This is a genomic window from uncultured Winogradskyella sp., assembly GCF_947496485.1.
GTDB lineage: Bacteria > Bacteroidota > Bacteroidia > Flavobacteriales > Flavobacteriaceae > Winogradskyella.
In genome coordinates this window covers 117579-139604 of the sequence record NZ_CANMCZ010000006.1, presented here as the reverse complement: position 1 = coordinate 139604, position 22026 = coordinate 117579, and the positions used below count along the sequence as shown (strand labels likewise).

At 33.0% G+C, this 22026-nt stretch carries 18 protein-coding genes; 8 read left to right on the top strand and 10 right to left on the bottom strand.

The window, feature by feature from the left end:
- Positions 1–56: 56 nt before the first annotated feature.
- The 8 genes from Q0822_RS16130 to Q0822_RS16095 all read right to left on the bottom strand — a co-directional run bounded on the left by Q0822_RS16130 (position 57) and on the right by Q0822_RS16095 (position 7554).
- Entirely contained in the window at positions 57–956 is a 900-nt protein-coding gene (locus Q0822_RS16130; protein WP_299125623.1) for a TIGR01777 family oxidoreductase, read from the bottom strand.
- Between the two features lie 7 nt (positions 957–963).
- Positions 964–1839, bottom strand: coding sequence for a methyltransferase domain-containing protein (locus Q0822_RS16125; protein WP_299125621.1), 876 nt, complete (start codon positions 1837–1839; stop codon positions 964–966).
- Between the two features lie 4 nt (positions 1840–1843).
- The gene (locus Q0822_RS16120; RefSeq protein WP_299125618.1) at positions 1844–2737 is read right to left on the bottom strand and encodes a fatty acid desaturase; all 894 of its coding nucleotides are present in this window, start codon (positions 2735–2737) and stop codon (positions 1844–1846) included.
- Positions 2730–3065, bottom strand: coding sequence for a hypothetical protein (locus Q0822_RS16115; RefSeq protein ID WP_299125616.1), 336 nt, complete (start codon positions 3063–3065; stop codon positions 2730–2732). The genes Q0822_RS16120 and Q0822_RS16115 overlap by 8 nt, the downstream gene beginning before the upstream one ends.
- Before the next feature lie 58 nt (positions 3066–3123).
- On the bottom strand, positions 3124–3627 hold the full coding sequence (locus Q0822_RS16110) for an ArsR family transcriptional regulator (RefSeq protein WP_299125614.1): 504 nt from the start codon (positions 3625–3627) through the stop codon (positions 3124–3126).
- Positions 3628–3720: 93 nt separating this feature from the next.
- Positions 3721–5751: a M3 family metallopeptidase gene (locus tag Q0822_RS16105; protein WP_299125612.1), complete on the bottom strand. Its 2031-nt coding sequence runs from the start codon at positions 5749–5751 to the stop codon at positions 3721–3723.
- Positions 5752–5916: 165 nt separating this feature from the next.
- Entirely contained in the window at positions 5917–6396 is a 480-nt protein-coding gene (purE, locus tag Q0822_RS16100) for a 5-(carboxyamino)imidazole ribonucleotide mutase (RefSeq protein ID WP_299125609.1), read from the bottom strand.
- 3 nt (positions 6397–6399) lie between these two features.
- A complete protein-coding gene (locus Q0822_RS16095; RefSeq protein ID WP_299125607.1) occupies positions 6400–7554 on the bottom strand; it encodes a 5-(carboxyamino)imidazole ribonucleotide synthase in 1155 nt (384 codons plus the stop codon).
- Positions 7555–7708: 154 nt separating this feature from the next.
- Between Q0822_RS16095 and Q0822_RS16090 the strand changes: the two genes are divergently transcribed.
- The 5 genes from Q0822_RS16090 to Q0822_RS16070 all read left to right on the top strand — a co-directional run bounded on the left by Q0822_RS16090 (position 7709) and on the right by Q0822_RS16070 (position 11898).
- Complete coding sequence (locus Q0822_RS16090; protein ID WP_299125604.1) at positions 7709–8818, top strand: adenylate kinase; 1110 nt, start codon at positions 7709–7711, stop codon at positions 8816–8818.
- Between the two features lie 68 nt (positions 8819–8886).
- The gene (gene obgE, locus Q0822_RS16085; protein WP_299125602.1) at positions 8887–9885 is read left to right on the top strand and encodes a GTPase ObgE; all 999 of its coding nucleotides are present in this window, start codon (positions 8887–8889) and stop codon (positions 9883–9885) included.
- A gap of 54 nt (positions 9886–9939) precedes the next feature.
- Positions 9940–10461 (top strand): DUF4136 domain-containing protein, encoded by a 522-nt coding sequence (locus Q0822_RS16080; protein WP_299125598.1) that lies wholly within the window; start codon positions 9940–9942, stop codon positions 10459–10461.
- A 73-nt stretch (positions 10462–10534) separates the two neighbouring features.
- The gene (locus tag Q0822_RS16075) at positions 10535–11089 is read left to right on the top strand and encodes a DUF664 domain-containing protein (RefSeq protein WP_299125596.1); all 555 of its coding nucleotides are present in this window, start codon (positions 10535–10537) and stop codon (positions 11087–11089) included.
- Positions 11090–11169: 80 nt separating this feature from the next.
- Positions 11170–11898 carry an SDR family oxidoreductase gene (locus Q0822_RS16070; protein ID WP_299125593.1) on the top strand — a complete coding sequence of 243 codons (729 nt, stop codon included), beginning with the start codon at positions 11170–11172 and terminating at the stop codon, positions 11896–11898.
- A 42-nt stretch (positions 11899–11940) separates the two neighbouring features.
- Here the strand turns inward: Q0822_RS16070 and Q0822_RS16065 are convergent, their stop codons facing one another.
- Together Q0822_RS16065 and Q0822_RS16060 are read right to left on the bottom strand one after the other, a co-directional pair.
- A complete protein-coding gene (locus Q0822_RS16065) occupies positions 11941–12312 on the bottom strand; it encodes a DoxX family membrane protein (RefSeq protein WP_299125590.1) in 372 nt (123 codons plus the stop codon).
- 43 nt (positions 12313–12355) lie between these two features.
- Positions 12356–18460, bottom strand: coding sequence for an alpha-2-macroglobulin family protein (locus Q0822_RS16060; RefSeq protein ID WP_299125588.1), 6105 nt, complete (start codon positions 18458–18460; stop codon positions 12356–12358).
- A 150-nt stretch (positions 18461–18610) separates the two neighbouring features.
- Between Q0822_RS16060 and Q0822_RS16055 the strand changes: the two genes are divergently transcribed.
- The 3 genes from Q0822_RS16055 to Q0822_RS16045 all read left to right on the top strand — a co-directional run bounded on the left by Q0822_RS16055 (position 18611) and on the right by Q0822_RS16045 (position 22023).
- Positions 18611–19564, top strand: coding sequence for a tetratricopeptide repeat protein (locus Q0822_RS16055; protein ID WP_299125587.1), 954 nt, complete (start codon positions 18611–18613; stop codon positions 19562–19564).
- 116 nt (positions 19565–19680) lie between these two features.
- A complete protein-coding gene (locus tag Q0822_RS16050; RefSeq protein ID WP_299125584.1) occupies positions 19681–20355 on the top strand; it encodes a TetR/AcrR family transcriptional regulator in 675 nt (224 codons plus the stop codon).
- Positions 20356–20361: 6 nt separating this feature from the next.
- Positions 20362–22023: an ATP-binding cassette domain-containing protein gene (locus tag Q0822_RS16045; RefSeq protein ID WP_299125581.1), complete on the top strand. Its 1662-nt coding sequence runs from the start codon at positions 20362–20364 to the stop codon at positions 22021–22023.
- The last annotated feature ends 3 nt before the right edge of the window (positions 22024–22026 follow it).

Below are 22026 nucleotides of genomic sequence, written 5' to 3'. Positions count from 1 at the left end.
GATGATGGTTTTTCCTCATTGCTGAATAAAAGTAGTGTAAAAAGTTGAGAAATAAATTATGTTTTAAGAAGGTCACTAAATGCATCTTCTATTTTTCTGTATTTATACTTGAAACCATTTGCTTTAAGGTTTTCTGGTATTACATTTCTACTTTTTAATACTAATTCTGATTCTGTACCTATGATTTGAGCTCCCATTTTTAATAACCATTTTGGATGCGATAATCCAAAAGGAACTTTCATTACCTTTCTCAAAGTTTTCATTAATATTCTGTTTGTGATCGGTTTTGGTGAGACAATGTTGAATATGCCTTCCAATTTTCTTCCAATTATAAAATCAATAGCTCTGGCAAAATCAGTTTCGTGAATCCAACTAACTTTTTGCTTGCCATGCCATTGTTTTCCACCTAAACCAAACTTGGTCAATCGTTTTAAAGGTATGAGCGCTCCTCCATTTTTTCCAATCACAATTGATGTTCTCAAAATGACCTTCTTTGTTTTTGGTGTTTCAATAGCATTAAACGCAGCTTCCCAAGATTTTGCAATATTCATGGAAAAATCATCACCAATATCTCCATTGGTTTCTGTCATTTCTTTTCTATATGAACCCTCATAAATTGTAGATGTAGACATATTGAGCCAAGTTTTTGGAGGATTTTTACAGTTGGTTATTGCCAAACCCAACAAACGTGTGGAGTCTATTCTAGAATCGTGAATTAGCTTTTTATTTGCTTCAGTATATCTACAATCTACTGATTTGCCTGTGAGATTGATTAACACATCTGTTTGTTCAAGTATAGATGTCCACTTGTCTAAATCTTTAGCATTCCATTTTATATCATTATCTCTTTTAGGATTTCTAGTTAATATGTAAATGGTATATCCTTTTTCTGAGAAGTAATTTTCTAAGACTTGCCCTAGAAATCCGCTTCCGCCTGCTATAGTGATTGTTTTCATAAATTAATTATTTGGTGGCACTGATAATATAATATCCAAAACTTTTCATATGTAATCCTGAAAGTAGAGCATAGAAAGACCCTTTTAAATTGTGAAGACTTTCTTTTTTAATAGATTTAAAATTCAAAAGTTTTTTTAGAATAAATCCAGTGATTGCAAAAGGGACATGTAAAACAGATGGAGCAACTCTAAAAGATGCATCTTCAACTTTAATATCTTTAAAACCAAGCGCTTTAAGTTTTTGTTTTATGAATGTGTGCGTTTCTAACTTTTCTAAACTCCAGTGGTTACAAAGTTTATTATAAGAATATTTACCTCCTTTACAGAGTTTGGTTTTATCCTTTTTTAGAAAAGCATCCGCAATGACTAATCGTCCACCAGGTTTTAAAATACGATGCGTCTCTCTTAGTGTATTTTCACCATGACCAGAATGGCAAAAGCTTTCTATTGCTACTGCTGAGTCGAATGAATTAGATTGAAAAGACGTATTGTTATAATTCTCTTTTAGAATAATTCCATTTTTACCTTTCAGTAACTCATTACCTTGTTGAACTTGAAAGCCAGATAATGTCACTCCATAGGCAATAATGTTTTTGTGTAATTTGAGTGCATGCCTCATAGTACCTCCCATTCCACAACCTAAATCAACAAGCCTGTTTTTAGCTTTGCCAATTTTTAAACGTTTCAGCACCTGAGAATTCATTTGGTTGAGCATAGAGTCACGTTTAAAAGGATTGGTTTTAAATGGAATAAAATATCCAAAATGCATGTTGTAATCATTACTCCAAAACTCATAATCTTCGGTAGCTTCGTTATAGAAATCTACCATTTCTATTTTGTTTTGTTCTGAGTAATCTTTGATGTGAATTGCTTGTGTCTTCATAGTATTAAAATTTTGGTAGTTTCCAGTTTATTTTTTTGTGAGGAATTGCTGTTGACTTTAAATTTCCTCTCTGTGTATTTACTTCCTTGATAACTCCGAGTTTGGATAAAAGCCAAACTAGGATCCATCCAAAATCTATTTCATACCATTTCATTGAAAATTTTGCAGAAGTAGGATGGGAGTGATGGTTATTATGAAAGCCTTCACCAAAAGAAATTAAACCAAGAAGCACATCATTGAAACCGCTTTCATCAGCATTTTCTATTTTATATCTTGAATAGCCATACTTATGCGACGCATAACCAATGTACCAATGTCCTAAAATGATAATAGATGTTCTAAGACAGGTGGCAATAAGCGTACTATTTATGCCTAGCAAGTAAACAAGTAGAAGCATAAAAGTGAAGTAATGTAAATACCACGTTTTGTGCAACCATAATATTGTTGGGTCATTTAAATCCTCTTTAGGAATATTATATCGATCTAAATTTTTCGGAACAAAAGTTAAATGTAGATTCCACCAATAGTCTGTGATTAATGAATGATTATATTGAAAATATCTAGGGCAATCTGTTCTATTTTGCCAATAATCTCTAAAATAGTGTTGTTTTAACCAGCTTAAAGGACTACCTAAACCAGTAAGCACGAATAAGTATATACTCAAGTTTCTAAATAATTTAGAGGTTTTATAGGACTTATGAATTATGCCTCTGTGTAACCCAATTGAATGTCCAATTCCTACTGATACTAAAGTAAGCACGAAACCTAGAATTATATCTGACCAGCTAAAAATTGATAAATCAATCAAAAATATCGGTATTAACATGAGGTATAACCATAAACACTTTTTCCAAGATAGTTTAACGAAACCAGCAGATGTATTGAGTTTACTATTCATAGTTTTTAATTTTATAGGTTATATAAAGGTGGAAGAAAGCAAGCAATAGTGTCACTATAATAAACAAGAACATATGCTCAATACCACCATGTCCATTATTCCCTATTTGTCTGTAGAGCATAATTATTGATATAGTAAGTATTACATATACTGTAAATAATATTTGTATTGATTTGGATAGTTTTTTAAAGTGTACCATAATTGATACACTCATTGCAACTTGAACAATACCTAACACCGTCTGTGCAATCATGCCTCCCCAAAATGTAAACCAGAGTAATATAGTTATTGGAATAAGCGAACTATTTATTTGATAAAAATGTTTCATATTTTATTATTTTAAAACTTTCAGAAAATATTGAAAGTTATATTTAAAAAATATATGGTTACTTCATCAGTTTTAAAACCGACTTCGTTAACCAATTTTGTTTTTGATTGACAAGTTTATTCATTAGTGTATCTAAATCGTCAGTTAGATCTTTTAAAGCCTTTGTTTGTTTAATTAGTTCTTTCGTTTTTTCTGTACCATCATCCTTAATGGAAGATACTTCATCTAAAACTTTAATGACTGGCTTTATCTCTCTTCGACTTCGTTCTTTTGCTATGATTCTAGCTAATTCTTGTACATCTTTTTCGGTTGTGAAGAACTCTTTACGCTCGCCAGAAATTAAAACTTTAGTAACAATTCCCCAATCCATAAGTTGCCTTAAATTCATGCTGGTGTTACCACGAGAGATTTTAAGGTCTTCCATAACATCCTCCATGGACAAGGGCTTTGTAGATACAAAAAGCAGTGCTTGTATTTGTGCCATAGCTTTGTTTATGCCCCAAAGTGTGCCCAAACTTCCCCATGTACTTATAAATTTATCTTTTGCTTCTTGGTATTCCATATAGCAAATATACAATAATTTTTAAACTTTCAATAATTATTGAAAGTTTATTTTAAAAGTAAAGAGAATTAGTTTTAACTCTCTTTCTTTAATCTATTTCAATAATCCAGCACGTCTAAGCAAAGCCTCAGGTTTTGGTTCTTGTCCCCTAAACTTTTTATATAAAGTCATTGGGTTTTCTGTGCCACCTTGTGATAAAACGTAAGTTTTAAACTTATCCGCAACCGTTTTATTAAAAATACCTTCCTCTTTAAAGTATTCAAACGCATCTGCATCTAAAACTTCTGCCCATTTATAACTGTAATAACCCGAAGAATAGCCTCCTTGAAATATGTGAGCAAACGATGTGCTCATACAGTTTTCAGCAACATCAGGATATAGGCTAGTGTCTCCAAATGCTTCAACTTCATGAGCCTTTACATTTTTTATATTTGAAGGATCAACACCATGCCAACTCATATCTAATAAACCAAAACTCAACTGTCTTAGAGTTTGCATCCCTTCATGAAACGTCGAAGATGCTTTAATCTTTTCAATAAGTTCCATCGGGATAACCTCTCCAGTTTCATAATGTGTAGCAAAGAGTTTTAATGATTCTTCTTCATAACACCAGTTCTCTAAAATCTGACTTGGTAATTCAACAAAATCCCAATATACACTAGTACCAGATAAGCTTGGATAGGTTGTGTTTGCTAACATACCATGTAATGCATGACCAAACTCATGAAACAATGTAGTCACCTCATTAAAGGTTAGGAGTGAAGGTTTGCTTTTTGTAGGCTTTGTAAAGTTGCAAACTATAGAAACATGTGGTCGTTCATTAACTCCATTTTTAATCATTTGTGGTTTGTAAGATGTCATCCAAGCTCCATTGCGTTTTCCTGCCCTTGGGAAAAAGTCAGCATAAAATACAGAAACTAATTCACCTTCGCTATCAGTAACTTTATAGGTTAAAACATCTTCATGATATTTGTCTATGGTATCAATTTCTTCAAATTGTAAACCGAATAATTTTTCTGCAACGGTAAACGCTCCGTTGATGACATTTTCTAATTTTAAGTAAGGCTTTAATTGTTCATCATCTAAGTCGAATAACTTTTGTTTTAACTTTTCCGAATAATAGCCAGAATCCCATTTTTGTAATTCATCAATACTGTCTAAATCTTTGGCGAAATCTTCAAGTTTTTTAAATTCTTCGTCAGCAGCTGGCTTTGCCTTTTCTAATAATTCATTTAGAAATGATTTAACTTTTTTTGGAGTTTCAGCCATACGTTCCTCTAGTACAAAATGCGCATGGGTTTTATAACCTAATAGTTGAGCACGCTCAAAACGTAATTGTGTTATTCTAAGAACAATATCTTGATTGTCTAAGTCGTCATTCTGAAATCCTTTTCTTCCGAAGGCTTTAGACAGTTTTTCTCTTAGCTTTCTGTTATCGGCATAGGTCATAAACGGAATATAACTTGGATAATCTAAAGTAATTAACCAACCGTCTTTGTCTTTGCTTTCTGCTAATTGCTTTGCAGCTTCTTTGGCACCATCTGGTAAACCTGAAAGATCGGATTCATTAGTAAGGTGCAACTCAAATTTGTTAGTTTCTGCTAAGATGTGTTCACCAAATTTTAATTTAAGTTGGCTCAATTCTTTATCAATGGCTCTTAATTTTTCCTTTTTATCATCAGATAAATTGGCCCCATTTCTTGAAAAACTTTTGTATTTCTTATTAAGAAGTGTCTCTTGCTCAGTTGTTAAGTCCAAACCAGATTTTGAATCATAAACCGCTTTTACGCGTTCAAATAAATCCTGATTTAATATGATATCGTTACTAAATTCAGACAATAATGGCGAGACTTCTTGAGCTATTTTTTGAATTTCATCATTAGTCTCAGCAGAATTTAAATTGAAGAAAATACTAGAAATACGATCTAATTCTTCACCAGAATAATCTAAGGCTTCAATAGTATTTTTAAAAGTTGGAGCTTCAGAGTTTTTTATAATAGCATCAATTTCTGCTTTAGCTTTTTTTATTCCAGTTTTAAAAGCAGGTAGAAAATCTTCAGTTTTTATTTTTGAAAAAGGTGCTGTATTATGTGCTGTGCTGAATGGTTTATTAAGAATTGTCATTTTATGGTATTTTTCTTACTAAAATGTTGATAATGTGATTTTTAACTAAAATTTAAGAGGGTGAAATAATAAGTTAGCTGTACCTTTGCAAAATCTTATTAGCATTAATTTTTGTTATTAGGAGTTGATTAATAGCTAAAAGCCTTGACGAAAGTTGAGGCTTTTTTATAAGTCTTTTGCGGAATCAATGACTTTGGCTTTGAGCCCTTCCTTGTAAACCATTATTTTGTCTAATATACATTGGTCTGAGCTACCTAAAATCTGAGCTGCTAAAATCCCTGCATTTTTTGCGCCATTTAGAGCTACAGTTGCCACAGGAACTCCGCCTGGCATTTGTAAAATAGATAAAACAGAATCCCAACCGTCGATAGAATTACTACTCTTTACTGGTACTCCAATAACTGGAAGAGGTGACAAAGAGGCAACCATTCCTGGTAAATGAGCAGCTCCACCAGCACCAGCAATGATAACTTTTATATCTCTTTTATGAGCATTTTTACTATAATCGAATAGTTTTTCAGGAGTTCTATGTGCAGAAACAATATCAACTTCAATTTCTATATCAAATCCTCTTAGAATATCAATAGCGTCTTGCATTACTGGCAAATCGCTCTTACTTCCCATTATTACGCCTACTTTGCTCATAATTTATTCACTTATAACTTCAATTGTACGTTTTACTTTTTCAGCAACTTCACGCGCTACTGCAATATCTTTATTTACTATGGTTACGTGTCCCATTTTTCGGAACGGTCTGGTTTGTTTTTTTCCATAAATATGAGGAGTCACACCATCCATTGCCATAATTTTCTCAATGTTTTTATACACTACATTCCCTGTGTAATCTTCAGATCCAACTAAATTTACCATGACTCCAGCAACTTTGCTTTCAGTATTACCTAGTGGTAATCCTAGTATACATCTTAAGTGCTGTTCAAATTGTGATGTATAACTTCCTTCAATACTGTAATGACCAGAATTATGTGGTCTAGGAGCGACTTCGTTGACTAAAATTTCATCATCTTCAGTTTGAAACATTTCAACAGCTAATAAACCAACATGTTTAAAGGCAGCTGCAGTTTTAAGCGCAACCAATTCAGCTTTTTTTGCAATTGCCTCCGGAATTCGTGCAGGACAAATCACGTATTCTACTTGGTTAGCTTCAGGATGAAATTCCATCTCTACCACAGGATATGTTTTTAAATCGCCTTTTTCATTTCTGGCAACAATGACAGCTAATTCATTTTTAAACGGAATCAAGTCCTCGGCTACACATTCTACATTTGGTAAATCAACAGTGTCTGTATAGCGTTTTACAATTTTTACTCCAGTACCGTCATAACCAAAACGAGCACTTTTCCATACAAAGGGATAACTTAATCCTCCATGCTCTACAGCATCTTGAATTTCGGAAGGATGCGCAAAACGCGAAAAATCAGCTGTTGGTATATTATGGTCGCGATAAAATAATTTCTGTACGGCCTTATTTTGTATTACACGAAGTGTTTTTGATGATGGAAATACTTTTATACCTTCATCTTCGAGTGTTTCAAGGGCGTCTACATTTACATTTTCAATTTCAATAGTTAAGACATCTACCTTTTTTCCGAAGTTAACAACCGTATCATAATCTAATAAATCACCAACAGTAAACTCATCGCAAGCCAATCGCGAAGGAGCATCTGCACTTGGATCCATAACACAGGTGTAAATATCAAATTTACGAGTGTCATATAATAGCATTTTACCCAATTGACCACCACCGAGTATACCAAGTTTAAAATTTGAAGAAAAATAATTCATGTTTACTTTCCACGAAAGTGGAAATCTTTTAAAAATTCAACTTTAATTACCACAAAAATACACTAAATATGGTATATACTTTTAAATTCGTAAATCAAAAAATAGTCAATCCTCAATCAATTGATTATCTTTGCATTTCTAAAATAATGAGACCTTGATTAAGCTTCACGATTTATACTTTAAACCTTTCATTTCAGAGCAAGAAATTGATATTGCTGTGCAAAACATGGTAGATAGTATTGCGTCTGACTTGGGTGATGAGATGCCAGTGTTTATTGGTATTTTGAACGGTTCATTTATGTTCGTTAGCGATTTTGTAAAAAAGTATCCAAAACCTTGTGAAGTCACTTTTATTAAGCTCGCCTCTTACGAAGGTGTTAAATCGACTGAAGATATTCAGCGTTTGATTGGGCTTACTCAAGATTTAACAGGACGTACAGTAGTTATTTTAGAAGACATAATAGATTCAGGAAAAACTCTAGAAGAAGTGCATCGCATTTTTAAGAATGAAGGAGTTAAAGAGCTAATCATTGCGACATTGTTCTATAAACCTGAAGCCTATGACAAAGATTTTAAACTTCATTATGTTGGTATAGAAATTCCTGATAAGTTTATTGTAGGCTATGGCTTAGATTACGATGGCTTGGGAAGAGATTTGCCAGATGTATATCAATTAAAAACAACACAACACATGACTAACTTAGTGCTATTTGGACCTCCAGGAGCAGGCAAAGGAACACAAGCTAACTTCTTAAAAGAAAAATATGATTTAGTACATATCTCTACAGGAGATGTATTTAGATACAATATTAAAAATGAAACGGCATTGGGTATGTTGGCTAAGTCTTACATGGATAAAGGTGAATTGGTACCAGACCAAGTGACTATAGACATGCTAAACAAAGAAGTTGAAAAAAATGCACATGCTAAAGGTTTTATTTTTGACGGTTTCCCAAGAACAAATGCACAAGCTAAAGCACTCGACGAATTAATGGATAGCAAAGATTCTCAGATTAATGCTATGGTTGCATTAGAAGTTGATGATGAAGTATTGGTAAAACGTTTACTGGAAAGAGGAAAAACCAGTGGAAGAGCAGATGATGCTGACGAAAGTATTATTCGAAACCGAATTAAGGAATACTATACTAAAACAGCAATTTTGAAAGATTACTATGCTGCACAAGACAAATACTTTGGTGTTGATGGTGTTGGTAGCATTGAAGATATTACTGTACGGTTGAGTTCAGTCATTGATAAACTTTAATTCTTGTCAAAAACAAGAATTTGTTTCTTATTAATTAAAAAAAATTTCCACTATCGTGGGAAATAAACATGACTGAAGGAAATTTTGTTGACTACGTAAAAATGCATGTATCCTCTGGAAATGGGGGAAAAGGTTCTGCGCATTTACACCGGGAAAAATATATACAAAAAGGTGGTCCAGATGGTGGAGATGGTGGTCGTGGAGGTCATGTAATTCTTAAAGGAAACTCTAACCTATGGACTTTAATTCACTTAAAATTTAAACGACACATTAAAGCTGGCCATGGTGCACACGGAAGTAAAGGTAGAAGTACTGGTGCAGATGGTGAAGATGCCTATTTAGAAGTGCCTTTAGGAACTGTAGTTAGAGATACAGAGACTAATGAGATTTTATTTGAAATCACAGAAGATGGAGAAGAAAAGATTGTAGCAGAAGGTGGAATGGGAGGTCGAGGTAACTGGCATTTTAAAAGTTCAGTAAATCAAACTCCACGTTATGCGCAACCAGGTATTCCTTTAGAAGAACGACATATTACCTTAGAGTTAAAGATATTAGCAGATGTAGGTTTAGTGGGTTTTCCAAATGCAGGGAAATCAACACTTCTTTCCGTCTTAACGTCGGCAAAACCTAAGATTGCAGATTATGAATTCACTACACTAAAACCTAATTTAGGTATAGTAGAGTATCGTGATTACAAATCCTTTGTAATGGCAGATATACCTGGTATTATTGAAGGTGCAGCCGAAGGTAAAGGTTTAGGTTACTACTTTTTAAGGCATATAGAACGTAATTCTATTCTGTTGTTTTTAATTCCGGCTGATGCTAAAGATATTGTAGAACAATACGAAATTTTGTTAGATGAATTGAGGCGTTACAATCCTGAAATGTTAGATAAGGAGCGTTTTGTCTGTATCTCAAAATCCGACATGTTGGACGATGAACTCAAATCTGAAATTTCTACTATCTTAGATAAAGATTTAGAAGCTGATTATATGTTTATTTCTTCAGTTGCACAACAAGGACTTACTGAGCTAAAGGATAAACTTTGGAAGATGTTGAATGATTAACAGAATCTTAAATTAATAACTTTTCTAGATTTCGTATCTTTAAAATAAAAAGCTATGAAAACCCTCAAATATTTATGTATTGCAATTTTGTTCACGTCTTGCGGAACAATAGTAAATTACGACTACGAGAAATCCACTGACTTTACACATTACAAAACTTATGATTACTTTGACGATATGCAGACGGGTTTAAGTAAGTTTGACAGTATTCGTATAATCAGCGCAATAGATGCCAAACTATCCACAATGGGTCTTAAACGATCCGACAGTCCAGATTTTTATATTGATATTCAAAGTAGTGAACTGATGAACCGAAACAATCCTAATATTGGTGTAGGTGCTGGAGGTGGAGGTGCCGGAGGCTTTGGTGGTGTCTCTGTTGGTATACCACTAGGTGGAAATCAATATACTAGAGAAATAGTTATTGATTTTGTAGACAAATCGCAAAATGAAAAATTGTTTTGGCAAGCCGTAAGTGAGAGTACATACAAAGCAAACGCTTCAGTTGAAAAACGCGAAGCTACTTTGGCTAAACTCGTTGAAAAGATATTTGAAGGTTATCCTCCTAAAAAATAAGTTAATCTACTGTTAATCTTCAGGTTGAAAAGTGTTTTGGTCTTTATTTTTAGAAAACTAAAATATTCAATCAATGAAAAATCAAATTAAAACTTTACTGTTAGTGGCATTTTTATCGACCTCATTTGCATTTGCTCAGAATGAAATAAAACCACCAAAAGGCTTTACTAAAGACATAGGAAACATGATTTCTATGCTCGATAATTTAAAGCAACGCGTAGAACGTAACGTTAGAAATTTAAATCAAGAAGGAACCGACTTTCTCTTAGACGAAAATGCTAATAGTCCTGGAGCCATAATCTATCATTTAGCAGCGACAGAGGCGTATTACCAAGTATACACATTTGAAGGTAGAGGATTTAATGCTGAAGAAAAGAAAAAATGGGAAACTGCCTTAAGCCTTGGAGATAAAGCACGCGAGGAATTTAAGGATAAGCCTATTCAATACTACATGGATATTTATGATAACGTTCGCAAAAAGACTAAAGAACTTCTAAAAACTAAAGATGACGAATGGTTTAAAAAGAAAATTGGAAATATGAGTAACCATTGGGCATGGTTTCATGTTATGGAACACCAAGCAAATCATATGGGACAGTTGGCTATGATTACTAAAAGGATTCCATAATTTTATCATTTTCATAACAGTTTAAACTTCCGCTTTGTTTCCTCGTTTTGTAATTTTGATTTCAATAGAAAAATAAGATTATGGAAAGATTAAAAGGAAAAGTAGCGCTGATTACAGGAGGTACAAAAGGAATAGGATATGGTGTTGCGGAAGCACTTCTCAATCAAGGATTAAAAGTGGTCATTACAAGTCGTAATGAAAAGGCAGCTAACGAAGCTGCAGAATCTTTAGCCAGAAAAACAAATACAACAGGTTCTGTCATTGGAGTTCAAGCCGATGTAAGACGACTCGAAAGTCAAAAAGAAGCTGTGAACCAGGCACTGAAAACTTTTGGGCAACTAGATATTGTGGTTGCCAATGCAGGTCTTGGTCACTTTGGTAGTATTGAAGATCTAACTTCAGAACAGTGGAATGATGTTATAGATACTAATCTTACAGGTGTTTTTAACTCCATTAAAGCTAGTGTAGATGCATTAAAAAATTCCAAAGGGTATTATATTACAATTTCGAGTTTAGCTGGTACAAATTTCTTTGCAGGAGGTTCAGCTTATAACGCTAGTAAATTTGGTGTTACCGGTTTTACCCAAGCTGTAATGTTAGATTTACGTAAGTACGGAGTAAAGGTTAGTACTATTATGCCAGGTTCGGTTTCAACCTATTTCAATAGCAATGAACCGAATGAAAAAGGAGCATGGAAAATTCAGATTGAAGATATTGGAGAATTGGTTGTGGATTTATTAAAAATGAATCCAAGAACTTTGCCAAGTAAAATTGAAGTAAGACCAACAACACCTCCAAGTAGTAAATAGAAATAAAAAAGGTTTCCCAATGGAAGCCTTTTTTATTTTTTATTAGAGCATATCCTTATATTGATGTTTATAGCCAAACAGCATTACAATATTTAAAATTAGTAATACAATAGCTCCGTAAATATCTGCTGGACCTAAAAAGGCATGAAACAATACTGCGTTTATTGAAATACTCATTAAGATAATGGCTAATAATCCGCCATATTTATTGAATATAAAAGCTAAACCTGCTACAATTTCTACAATGCCAACCAAATCTATGGTTTTCGTAGACATCAAAGCAGTCATATAGTTGATAATCGATTCTGGCATCTCTTCTGGTGCTGGCATAAAGTTGAAAAACTTATTCGCGCCAAATATGACTAGTAACACTCCAAAAATAACTCGGATAACTTTAAAAACAGTTGGATTCATAATTTTTAGCTTTAGTTAGTCCTATAAAGATAGAAAAAATTAACTACTCAACCTTTATCCTTATTCCTTCACTATGACTACTAAATTCTGGTGCATACATGGATTGAATTGTACTAATACCATTACTCATATCACCAGCATTATTTACGCGCAAGTCGTATTCAAAAACATAAACACCTTTTGGTAAATAGTCGATGAAGAAATTTGTTGCCGCATCTTTTGTACTTTCATAATATCCTAAACCATCTTGCCATTTGTATTGTGATAATACATTTATAGGTTCAAAACCTGCAGCACGCATATCTTTAAGGTGTACAAATTCCATAGAACGATCAGTTCTCAGTTCTATTCTTACTCTAACTAAATCTCCAACGTTTAATTTAGTGTCTGAAGTAATCTCAGAAATCTCTTCTCCTTTATCAGTATTCGTTTTAAGGAACAATTTCTTGCTTAACTTCAACGGTGTTTCAGCTGAGGTAATTTTATCTAAATCCTCAAAGTATTGCCAATACATAGCTCCCCAAGCTATGCCATCTCCTTTTTTAGTTATGGTAACATCCGCTTGTTCAGACTTAATTTCTGAACCTATCCACGATGTTTTGTAGTAACCTGTTCCTGCTTCGAGTTTTACATTTTCTAATGTTGCAGGTGAAATAGTTTCGCTACCAACTTTAACATCTACCATTTCAGTAACATCTAGCCAATCACTGCCTTGTAACAACAAGGCATATACAGCTTCCGTTGTTGCTTTAGTTGTTTTCCACTGATTGGTTTGTTTGTTTTTTAATAACCAGATTTTTAGGTTATCAATATCTTCGAGATTCTTCGCTTCGCTTTGAATGATAGTTCCAACCTCGGAAAAAGCTTCAATTAATAAAGCTTGTGTTTCAATAGGTGCTTGATACCAGTACCAAGAATTAGTGTTGGCTTTCCAATACATACCTAATTCATCAGAAGTGATACTATTCTCTTTTAATGATTTTAGAATTTTTCCAGCAGTTTTTGCATCATTCATTCTATGCATTGTTAAGGCCATCAACCCTTTAGCATACAAAGAGCGTTTTAACCAATACTTCTGAATCTGACTTTGGTAATAATCTATTATTGTTTTTACCTCTTTAGAAGGAGTAATTTCAGGATAAAAACTACGTACATAGAGATAATGTAATTGCGTGTATGATAAATGATCTTTGCTTAAATCAACATCTTTGTTATACTTTTTTAAATCTTTATACTCTTTTACAAATTCTGCATCTAAATAGCGTAAAGCTAGCATAATCATATCATGATTGTCATGCTCAGTTGAAACTACATTAAGTTGCTTTAAGTGCCCAAAACCTGCAATGATATGTTGTGTGATATATCTGTTATCACGTCCTCCATTAAACCATGGCCAAGCTCCAGAAGGTAATTGGTTTTGCTGTAGCTTACGTTTTGCAGAATTTAATTCATTAGTCATTTTATTCATATCGAATAATAAACCGATGCGTTTTTTCTGTTCAGTTTCAGATTGTGCATCTCGTAACCAAGGTGTTTCTTGAATTAATAATGATTTCAATTCTTCATTCTTCTCTAAGTTACTTAACAAAGCATCAGTAGATTTCCATTGATTAAAAACGGCCTCAATTTTTGGATTTGATTTTACAATATGTTGCGCAAGAGCATTAGCATAGTATCTTGAAAACGTTTGCTCGTTACAATCGTAAGGATATTCCATTAAGTATGGTAATGCTTGTACAGCATACCAAGCTGGATTAGAAGTCATTTCTAAAGTTAACTTATGATGACTAAGCGTTGTTGAGGTATTATCTTTCAACTTATCTAAAGTAAACGTCTTTGTCTCATTAGATCGAATCCACATTGGCATAGTTTCAGTAACCAACATTCTGTTACTTAATACTGGCAGTGCATTTTGCTCACCATCACTAAAATCACCTGATTTTGCAATAACTTTGTATTGTACAGCTTGTATGCCTTCAGGGATTTCTATATTCCACGTGACTTGAGTATTGCCTTTTGCATCGACTTTAAAACCTAAATCGTTATATGCATTTGATAATTCACCATCAATAGATTTTCCTGTTACAGGATCAGTTAATAATAACTGTGCAATACCAGATAATTCATTGTCTGTAAGATTTGCAATCTTGGTACTGATTCTAATTTTATCACCTTCTCTTAAAAAACGTGGTGCATTTGGTATTACCATCAACTCTTTTTGTGTTACTGCTTCTAATTGCGTTACTGCACTTTCTAAGTTTTTGGTGTGTGCTAATAATTGCAGTTTCCATTTCGTCAAAGCTTCTGGTGCTTTAAAGTTGAAACTAACATTGCCTTCTGCATCAGTTTGTAATTGCGGAAAGAAGAATGCAGTTTCGTTTAGGTTTTTTCGGATTTGGATGTTTTCTAAATCTACTTTTTCTTCAATTTTATTTGCTGATTTATCACCATAATTACTATCTGAATTTTTAGGACTCCATTCATCATCTGACATGTTAAGAAGTCCATTTACATCTCCTTCCAAGGCTAAACCTACAGCCATAGGAGCTTCATTTGAAGATTCCGATTCTTCTATAGTTACTGCGTCATATAGCCTAGTTTCAGACTTCATAACACTTCTTCTTAAATAACGATTATTCCCAAAATAAAAACCAAACCAATTCAAACGGTCATAACCTTGTTGAGGATAATTTACAGATCTATTAAAGCTATTAAATAATCTAAAATTTGTAGTCCCAAAACTTTGTCTAGAGTTTTTATTTATACGACCATAATATGTAGGACGGTTAATTGGGTTGAAACTCCACTGATGTCCTCTGAATTCATCCAATGAGGCATCGTACATGCTTGCTAATAACTCAGCTGAGACTTTATCTCCTTTTGGTCCTTTAATTTTAAAGCTCCAAGTTTCGTCCTGTCCTGGTTGTAACTTATCTCTAAAGGTTTTAGTTTCTATTTCTAAATCAGTTTTAGGATAAGGTACATTAACTCTGAATTTTCTAGAGGTATAATCGTTAAAAGCAGCAAAACTACAATGCACTTCAAAACCACCTAAATCACTTTCTAAAACAGGAATGGTTATCGTCTGTTTTGAGTTATTCAGTTGCACCAATTGCGTCATAATAACTTTTCCGTCTTTTTCAATTTCAACAGTTACAGTAATATCCTCTGCAGCTGAGCCAATGGTTAGTTTAGCCATTGAACCAATGTCATAACTACCTTTGTCTAATTGAGCTTCAAATAATTGAGAGTCTGCAACCATTTTATCATCAGCACTAAATAATGAGGTGTAGGCTTCATCTTTTATGGCTTGTCCAAATTTGTCTTCGCTTTCTAAAACAACAATGTATTTACCAGAATCCCATTTTTTAAGCTTCTTTATCGTTATGGTTTTACTTTTTTCAGTATCAAAATTTGTTTTAAAAACTTCATCTCCTTTTTCCCAATTAGTGATGAGACCTTCATCTTCATATGCTTCGTGAGGGAATAAAGCTTTAAACTTTTCCTTAGATATGACTTGATAATCTGGAGCACGCCAAGACCTGTTTTTTAAAACCGTATTTGGTGCGTTGAGTTTATAGATTTTTAGTGTGCCTTTAGCTGTTACATCCTGCCCATTAAGGTTTTTAGATATGAGTGATATTTCAACTTCCTTTTTTGATTTATCAATCATATCTGGTGCAACGATACGAACAGTCATTGCATGATAACCAACATTTACTGTGGTTGTAGCCGTTCTGGTCTCACCATTTATATCTGTGACATCTGCAGTAACTTCGTATCTAAAAACAGGGAGATTTTCTTTAGAGACACTTTCATCTGGAATCGCTTTAAAAGTGACTTCAAACTCTCCTTTGTTATTCGTTTTAGTCTCACCAAAAGTAATTTCTTGTGGTTCAGAATTAAAATAAGGACGTCTCCAGTAGTACCAACTAGGATATTGTACTTGACGTTTTACCCGATATACCACCTTAGCATCAGTAATGTTACTACCAGCAAAAGCAATTGCTGTTCCGTTAACAGTGATGCTGTCATTAACTTTAAAAGTTTCGGTAATCGGTTGAAATTCTGGTTTAAATTTTGGACGTTTGTATTCTTCAACCGAAATGTAGGCATAGCCATAATTACCACAAAACATATCTATGGTATAGTTACCTGTTAAGCCATCGTTTGGCAAAATGAATTCTCCGTGTACAGACCCAAATTCATTGGTTTTTAGAAGTAGTTCGCTAACGACTTCACCATTTACATTTTTGAGTCTTATTTTGGCTTCGTTGTCAGCATTAACTTCTGTTTTACCATCTTTAGATTGTGTTGCAATACCCTTAAAGTAAACCGTTTGTCCTGGTCTGTAAATACTTCTATCTGTAAATAAGAATGAGGTATATTGGGTATCGTTATTAGGATTCTGCTCGTATTTCCTATTAATATAATAGTCGCCAAAGTAGCCAGTATCATCTTTATAATTAGCCTTTATTTCAACATTTCTGTAGCGGTTATTGTCTTTTTTGAATTGAAATTTACCATAACGATCAGTAACAAAGTTTTTCTTCCAACGTTGATTGTAATTATTTTGGGTGTATGATAATTCAACTTTTGCATCCACGATTGGTTTCCCATTATTTCGGTTAATCAATTGATAATTATGCGTATTATTTTCTGTGCTTTCAATTAAGGCTAAATCGGTAACCTGAAAGTGCGCGACTGCAAATACATTTTCTCCAGAATTCGTGTCAACTTTTATCAGATACAAGCCATTAGGCAATTTTGGTAATACAATTTCTGTGCTGTGATTTTGGTAATCATCTTCAGTTTTTAATTGGCTTGAGAATGATTCTACTGCGTTTAATTTTTTAAAAAATTTAATCTTTTCATCAGCTCTGTAGGAACTGTTATATTGTTCTAATTGCTTTTTAGAGATTTTATAAATTTTAAAATCGAGTGCATTAAGATTCTTATAGGTTATCAGTACTCTCGATGGTGAGTTAACAGAAATGAACTCCAGACTTTCTAATGTTAGGCGAGAATATAAAATTTCTTGTTTTAAACCTTCGCATTTTTTTGCTCCAGTGCTTTCAGGATAATCAGCAATTACGGAGTTACAAAGTTCAATAGCTTCTTTAAGTTTCCAGCGATGTGTTTCGTCAACTTCTCCTTCATCGTATGCAGTGCTACTATAACCATAACCTTGTTGTACATATCGATAAGCGATTTCAAAATTATAAAGGGCAGACTGAGGTGATGATTTTAAAGTTTCGGCTTTAGTTTTTAAGGTTTTTAGAAATAAACTTTCAATATTATCAAAAGTTGCATGTTGAAATACAAATCTTAACCGTTCAATATCAACATCAACAAATGCTTTCGATGCCTTATTTTTGCGATGGAATTTTAATAGATTTTGATAGATTTTTAAAGCATTGAGTTGTAAAGAGGTTGAATCTTTTGATGCAATTTTAATATTAATGAACTGCTCACTGTCAGCAATAAAATTTGTAGTGTCAATACTAAATTTATAAGCAGGTTGTGTGATGCTGTTTTCATCAGTTTTATAAAATTCTAAGGCATTATGATTTAATAAATCATATAATGTTGGACGAAAATTTTTAGAATTTTTAGCTTCTACAATAAGTGTTTTATAATTATCTAAAGGTTCTAGTTGTAATAAAATACCATTCTCTAAAGAACGCTGATAGTATACGTGAATTTCATTAAACAAGGTCTCTAAATCCCAAGTTCTAAAGTCAACTTCATCAACTTTGCTTTCGGTTTTTGTCCGGTTGTAAAACTTATACCTGTTTTGCTGAAAATACTGCCAATACATTGTTGCCAACATATTTTCTAATACATGTTTAGTGACAATGTCGCTGGTTTCAATCTCCGACTTAAATAGGTTGACGACATTTAATTGTGCTTCCTCTTCAAGCGTTAGCATGTATTTGCTTTTGTAGAGCAAAGCTTTTATACGTTGTTGTTTATTCTTTTTGCTAACGGCAGACTCATATATGTCTTCAACTAAATCTGAAGCGCTTTTTGTTAAGCCTTCGTTTTCAAGCTTGGTGACAGCTTCCCATTGACTATCAAAATCATTTTGTGCATTAGAGAAAGAAGCGAAGCAAATTAGCATGAGTATATGTATATAGTTTTTCATCTGTATCAATTTTCTACAAGATACCTTCAAAAGGTATTCCAAAAATAGTAGTAACGAGTAAACATATTATTTGGATGAGTGAAGTTAAACAATTTGTGAGTGAAACGGAACGTTATTATATTGTATTTTTGTAAAAAAAATCTTTAAATCATGATTAGATTTTTATGTGTTTTTTTAATGTCTTCAATATGCTTTTCTCAAAATTCAAAAGAGAAAGCAGAGGAGTTTATTGCTGAAAAAGAGTATAAAAATGCTCAAAGTGAAATGGTTACGTTTTTGGAATCAAATCCTGGAGATAAAGAAGCTATCGAAATTTTAGGTGACGCCTATGGTCATCAAAAGAAATGGGATAAAGCTATTGAGCAATATAAAACCTTAACAGAAAAGGAACCTAAAAATGCCAATTACCAATACAAATATGGTGGTGCTTTAGGAATGAAAGCTTTAAGCATTAGTAAAATCAAAGCCTTAGGAATTATTGGAGATGTAAAGCAAGCATTTTTAAAAGCTGCTGAATTAGACCCAAATCATATCGATGCGCGTTGGGCTTTAGTTGAATTGTATGTGTCGCTTCCAGGAATTATAGGTGGTAGCAATTCTAAAGCTTTAAAATACGCTAATGAATTGCAAAACTTATCTAAAGTAGATGGTTACTTAGCTAAAGGCTATGTCTATGAGTACGATGACGAACCAGAATTAGCCGAAAAATATTATAAGCTAGCCATAAAAGTGGGTGGATCAGTTACATGTTATGAAAAGCTGACCAATTTTTACGAAGAACAAAATGAACCAGAAAAAGCTATTAGTAATCTCGAAGAAGGGCATGAAAAACTTCAACGTAATGCTATGCACTATCAAATAGGTAAAGTCTGCGCAGATTACAATGTGCAATTAGATAAAGGCGAGAAATGCCTTAAAGCTTACTTATCTAATCATTCTTCAAAAGATGGAGTGCCAAAAGAGTGGGCTTACTATAGATTGGCACAAATTTATAAGCATAAAGACAATAAAACAGAAGCCTTAAATTGGATTGATAAAGCCATAGCAGGTTTGCCTAAAATTCAAGTCTTTAAAGACGAAAAATCAGCAATTTCTAAGCTGTAGATTAACTTCATATATTTTATTTGTTAATTACATTCTGCTTAATAGAATGCTAAATTATTGTTAAATGCGCAAAATTAATAGTAATACTATTATATTTGCAATTAAATAATTTAGTCATGAAAAGTTTACTTTCAAATTTAAAGATATCTGTACCAGATAAAATCTACATCAAAGATCCTGAATCATCAGATTTGGGTAAGCGTATTATTGAGCATAGTATTTTATTGATTGATGAAATAGGTTTTGACAGTTTCACGTTTAAAAAGCTTGGTGTAAAAATAGGTTCTAATGAGAGTTCTATTTATCGTTATTTTGAAAGTAAGCATAAGCTATTACTATATCTTACCTCTTGGTATTGGGCTTGGATAGAATATCAAATGGTCTTTACTACATTTAATATGCCTAATAAGGAAGATCAATTATTTAAAGCTATTGATGTGGTTACGAAGACTATTGAACAAGATGTAACTTTTACTCATATTAACGAAGTTGTTCTTAATAGAATTATCATTAATGAATACTCAAAATCTTACTTAACCAAGGAGGTCGATGTTGAAAATAAGGAAGGCTATTTTGTAGTGTATAAGCGTTTGATAATGCGACTGCGAGATATGATTATAAATATCAATCCTAAATATAAATTCGCTTCAAGTTTAGCAAGTACAATTGTAGAAGGAGCTCTGCATCAACACTTTTTAAAAGAACACTTTATTTCAATAACTGATTGTAATAAGGATGTTACACCTACAGACTTTTTTAAAGAACTCACCATTAACGCTATTAGGAGATAATTTATCATGGATAAAAAAGAAATTATGTCGCCTTGGGAAAGGCTTGTTGGCTTGTTAAAACTAGAAAAAAAAGACTTACTTCAAGTTATTTATTATGCTGTTTTTTCAGGGCTTTTAGGTTTAACATTACCATTGGGAATTCAAGCAATTATCAATCTAATACAAGGTGCACAAGTGAGCACATCTTGGATTGTCTTGGTTATTTTAGTGACTCTCGGAGTCGCTTTTGTTGGTATTCTTCAGTTGATGCAAATGCGAATTATTGAAACTATTCAGCAACGTATTTTCACTAGAGCATCTTTTGAATTCACCTATCGTTTTCCAAAAATTAAAATGAATGAATTGCGCAACTACTATCCGCCAGAATTAGCGAATCGTTTTTTTGATACACTTAATATCCAAAAGGGATTAGCTAAGATTTTAGTTGATATTCCATCTGCAGTATTGCAGATATTATTTGCTTTGATATTGTTATCATTTTATCATCCATTTTTTATAGCATTCGGAATTTTACTCCTTCTATTAATATACGTGGTCTTTAAATTCACAGCTCAAAAGGGCATGGATACAAGTTTACAAGAGTCTAAACATAAGTATAAGGTAGCACACTGGATTCAAGAAGTTGCCAGAGCTGTTGTAAGTTTCAAATTATCAGGAAAAACCACATTAGCAGTCAATAAAAATGATGATTTGGTCAATGAATATCTAATCGCTAGAGAAAGTCATTTTAGAATTCTTGTGATACAGTTTATTCAAATGATCGGCTTTAAAGTAATTGTAACCGCTGGCTTACTCCTTATAGGCGGCTTATTAGTTTTAAATCAAGAAATGAATATTGGGCAGTTTGTTGCTGCTGAGATCATAATACTATTAGTTATTAACTCTGTTGAAAAACTAATACTAGGATTGGAATCTTTTTATGACGTCTTAACCTCTCTTGAGAAAATGGGACAAGTTGTAGATAAAGATTTAGAAATGCAAGTTGGTGATAAGCCAGACTTTAAAGATAATTTTAGTTTAGAGTTAGATAATGTATCGTACAGGGTGCCTCAAAGAGATCAGAGTATTCTTGAGAATGTTTCACTGAAAATTAAACCAAAAAGTAGAATATTGGTTAGAGGTGAAAGTGGTTCTGGTAAGTCGAGTTTGTTACGTCTTATTGCTGGTGTTATTGAGCCCACTACCGGAAGTGTTTATATTGACGAATATTCATTGAAGAATATTAACCTAAATCATTATAGATCGCATCTTGGGCTATCTCTGGCAGATGAAACTCCATTTGAAGGTACTATTAAAGAAAATATAACTTTTGGAAACGAAAATATATCAGAAGAGCAACTCCTGTGGGCAATTGAAAAGGTTGGGTTAAGCGAATTTATTAAAGAGAGTCCACAAGGATTAAATACGGTTTTGTATCCTGAAGGCAAACAAACATCATTCACTGTAGCTAAGAAAATCGTTTTGGCTAGGGCAATTGTTGGTAAACCTAAAATATTAATATTAGAAGATCCTTTAGAGCATTTCGAACCAGAAGAAGTGAACAGTATTATTACTTTCCTTACAAATGATACCAATCCTTGGGCTTTGGTAGTTGTAAGTATTAGCAACAATGATTGGGAGCAAAGTTGTAGTGAAGTCATTACACTAAAAAAGGGTGAAATCATTTAAAGA

Bases quoted from the DNA above. Each gene is read 5' to 3' on its own strand.
- Q0822_RS16130 (WP_299125623.1), bottom strand. From the start codon at position 956: ATGAAAACAATCACTATAGCAGGCGGAAGCGGATTTCTAGGGCAAGTC.
- Q0822_RS16125 (WP_299125621.1), bottom strand. From the start codon at position 1,839: ATGAAGACACAAGCAATTCACATCAAAGATTACTCAGAACAAAACAAA.
- Q0822_RS16120 (WP_299125618.1), bottom strand. From the start codon at position 2,737: ATGAATAGTAAACTCAATACATCTGCTGGTTTCGTTAAACTATCTTGG.
- Q0822_RS16115 (WP_299125616.1), bottom strand. From the start codon at position 3,065: ATGAAACATTTTTATCAAATAAATAGTTCGCTTATTCCAATAACTATA.
- Q0822_RS16110 (WP_299125614.1), bottom strand. From the start codon at position 3,627: ATGGAATACCAAGAAGCAAAAGATAAATTTATAAGTACATGGGGAAGT.
- Q0822_RS16105 (WP_299125612.1), bottom strand. From the start codon at position 5,751: ATGACAATTCTTAATAAACCATTCAGCACAGCACATAATACAGCACCT.
- purE (WP_299125609.1), bottom strand. From the start codon at position 6,396: ATGAGCAAAGTAGGCGTAATAATGGGAAGTAAGAGCGATTTGCCAGTA.
- Q0822_RS16095 (WP_299125607.1), bottom strand. From the start codon at position 7,554: ATGAATTATTTTTCTTCAAATTTTAAACTTGGTATACTCGGTGGTGGT.
- obgE (WP_299125602.1), top strand. From the start codon at position 8,887: ATGACTGAAGGAAATTTTGTTGACTACGTAAAAATGCATGTATCCTCT.
- Q0822_RS16080 (WP_299125598.1), top strand. From the start codon at position 9,940: ATGAAAACCCTCAAATATTTATGTATTGCAATTTTGTTCACGTCTTGC.
- Q0822_RS16075 (WP_299125596.1), top strand. From the start codon at position 10,535: ATGAAAAATCAAATTAAAACTTTACTGTTAGTGGCATTTTTATCGACC.
- Q0822_RS16070 (WP_299125593.1), top strand. From the start codon at position 11,170: ATGGAAAGATTAAAAGGAAAAGTAGCGCTGATTACAGGAGGTACAAAA.
- Q0822_RS16065 (WP_299125590.1), bottom strand. From the start codon at position 12,312: ATGAATCCAACTGTTTTTAAAGTTATCCGAGTTATTTTTGGAGTGTTA.
- Q0822_RS16060 (WP_299125588.1), bottom strand. From the start codon at position 18,460: ATGAAAAACTATATACATATACTCATGCTAATTTGCTTCGCTTCTTTC.
- Q0822_RS16055 (WP_299125587.1), top strand. From the start codon at position 18,611: ATGATTAGATTTTTATGTGTTTTTTTAATGTCTTCAATATGCTTTTCT.
- Q0822_RS16050 (WP_299125584.1), top strand. From the start codon at position 19,681: ATGAAAAGTTTACTTTCAAATTTAAAGATATCTGTACCAGATAAAATC.
- Q0822_RS16045 (WP_299125581.1), top strand. From the start codon at position 20,362: ATGGATAAAAAAGAAATTATGTCGCCTTGGGAAAGGCTTGTTGGCTTG.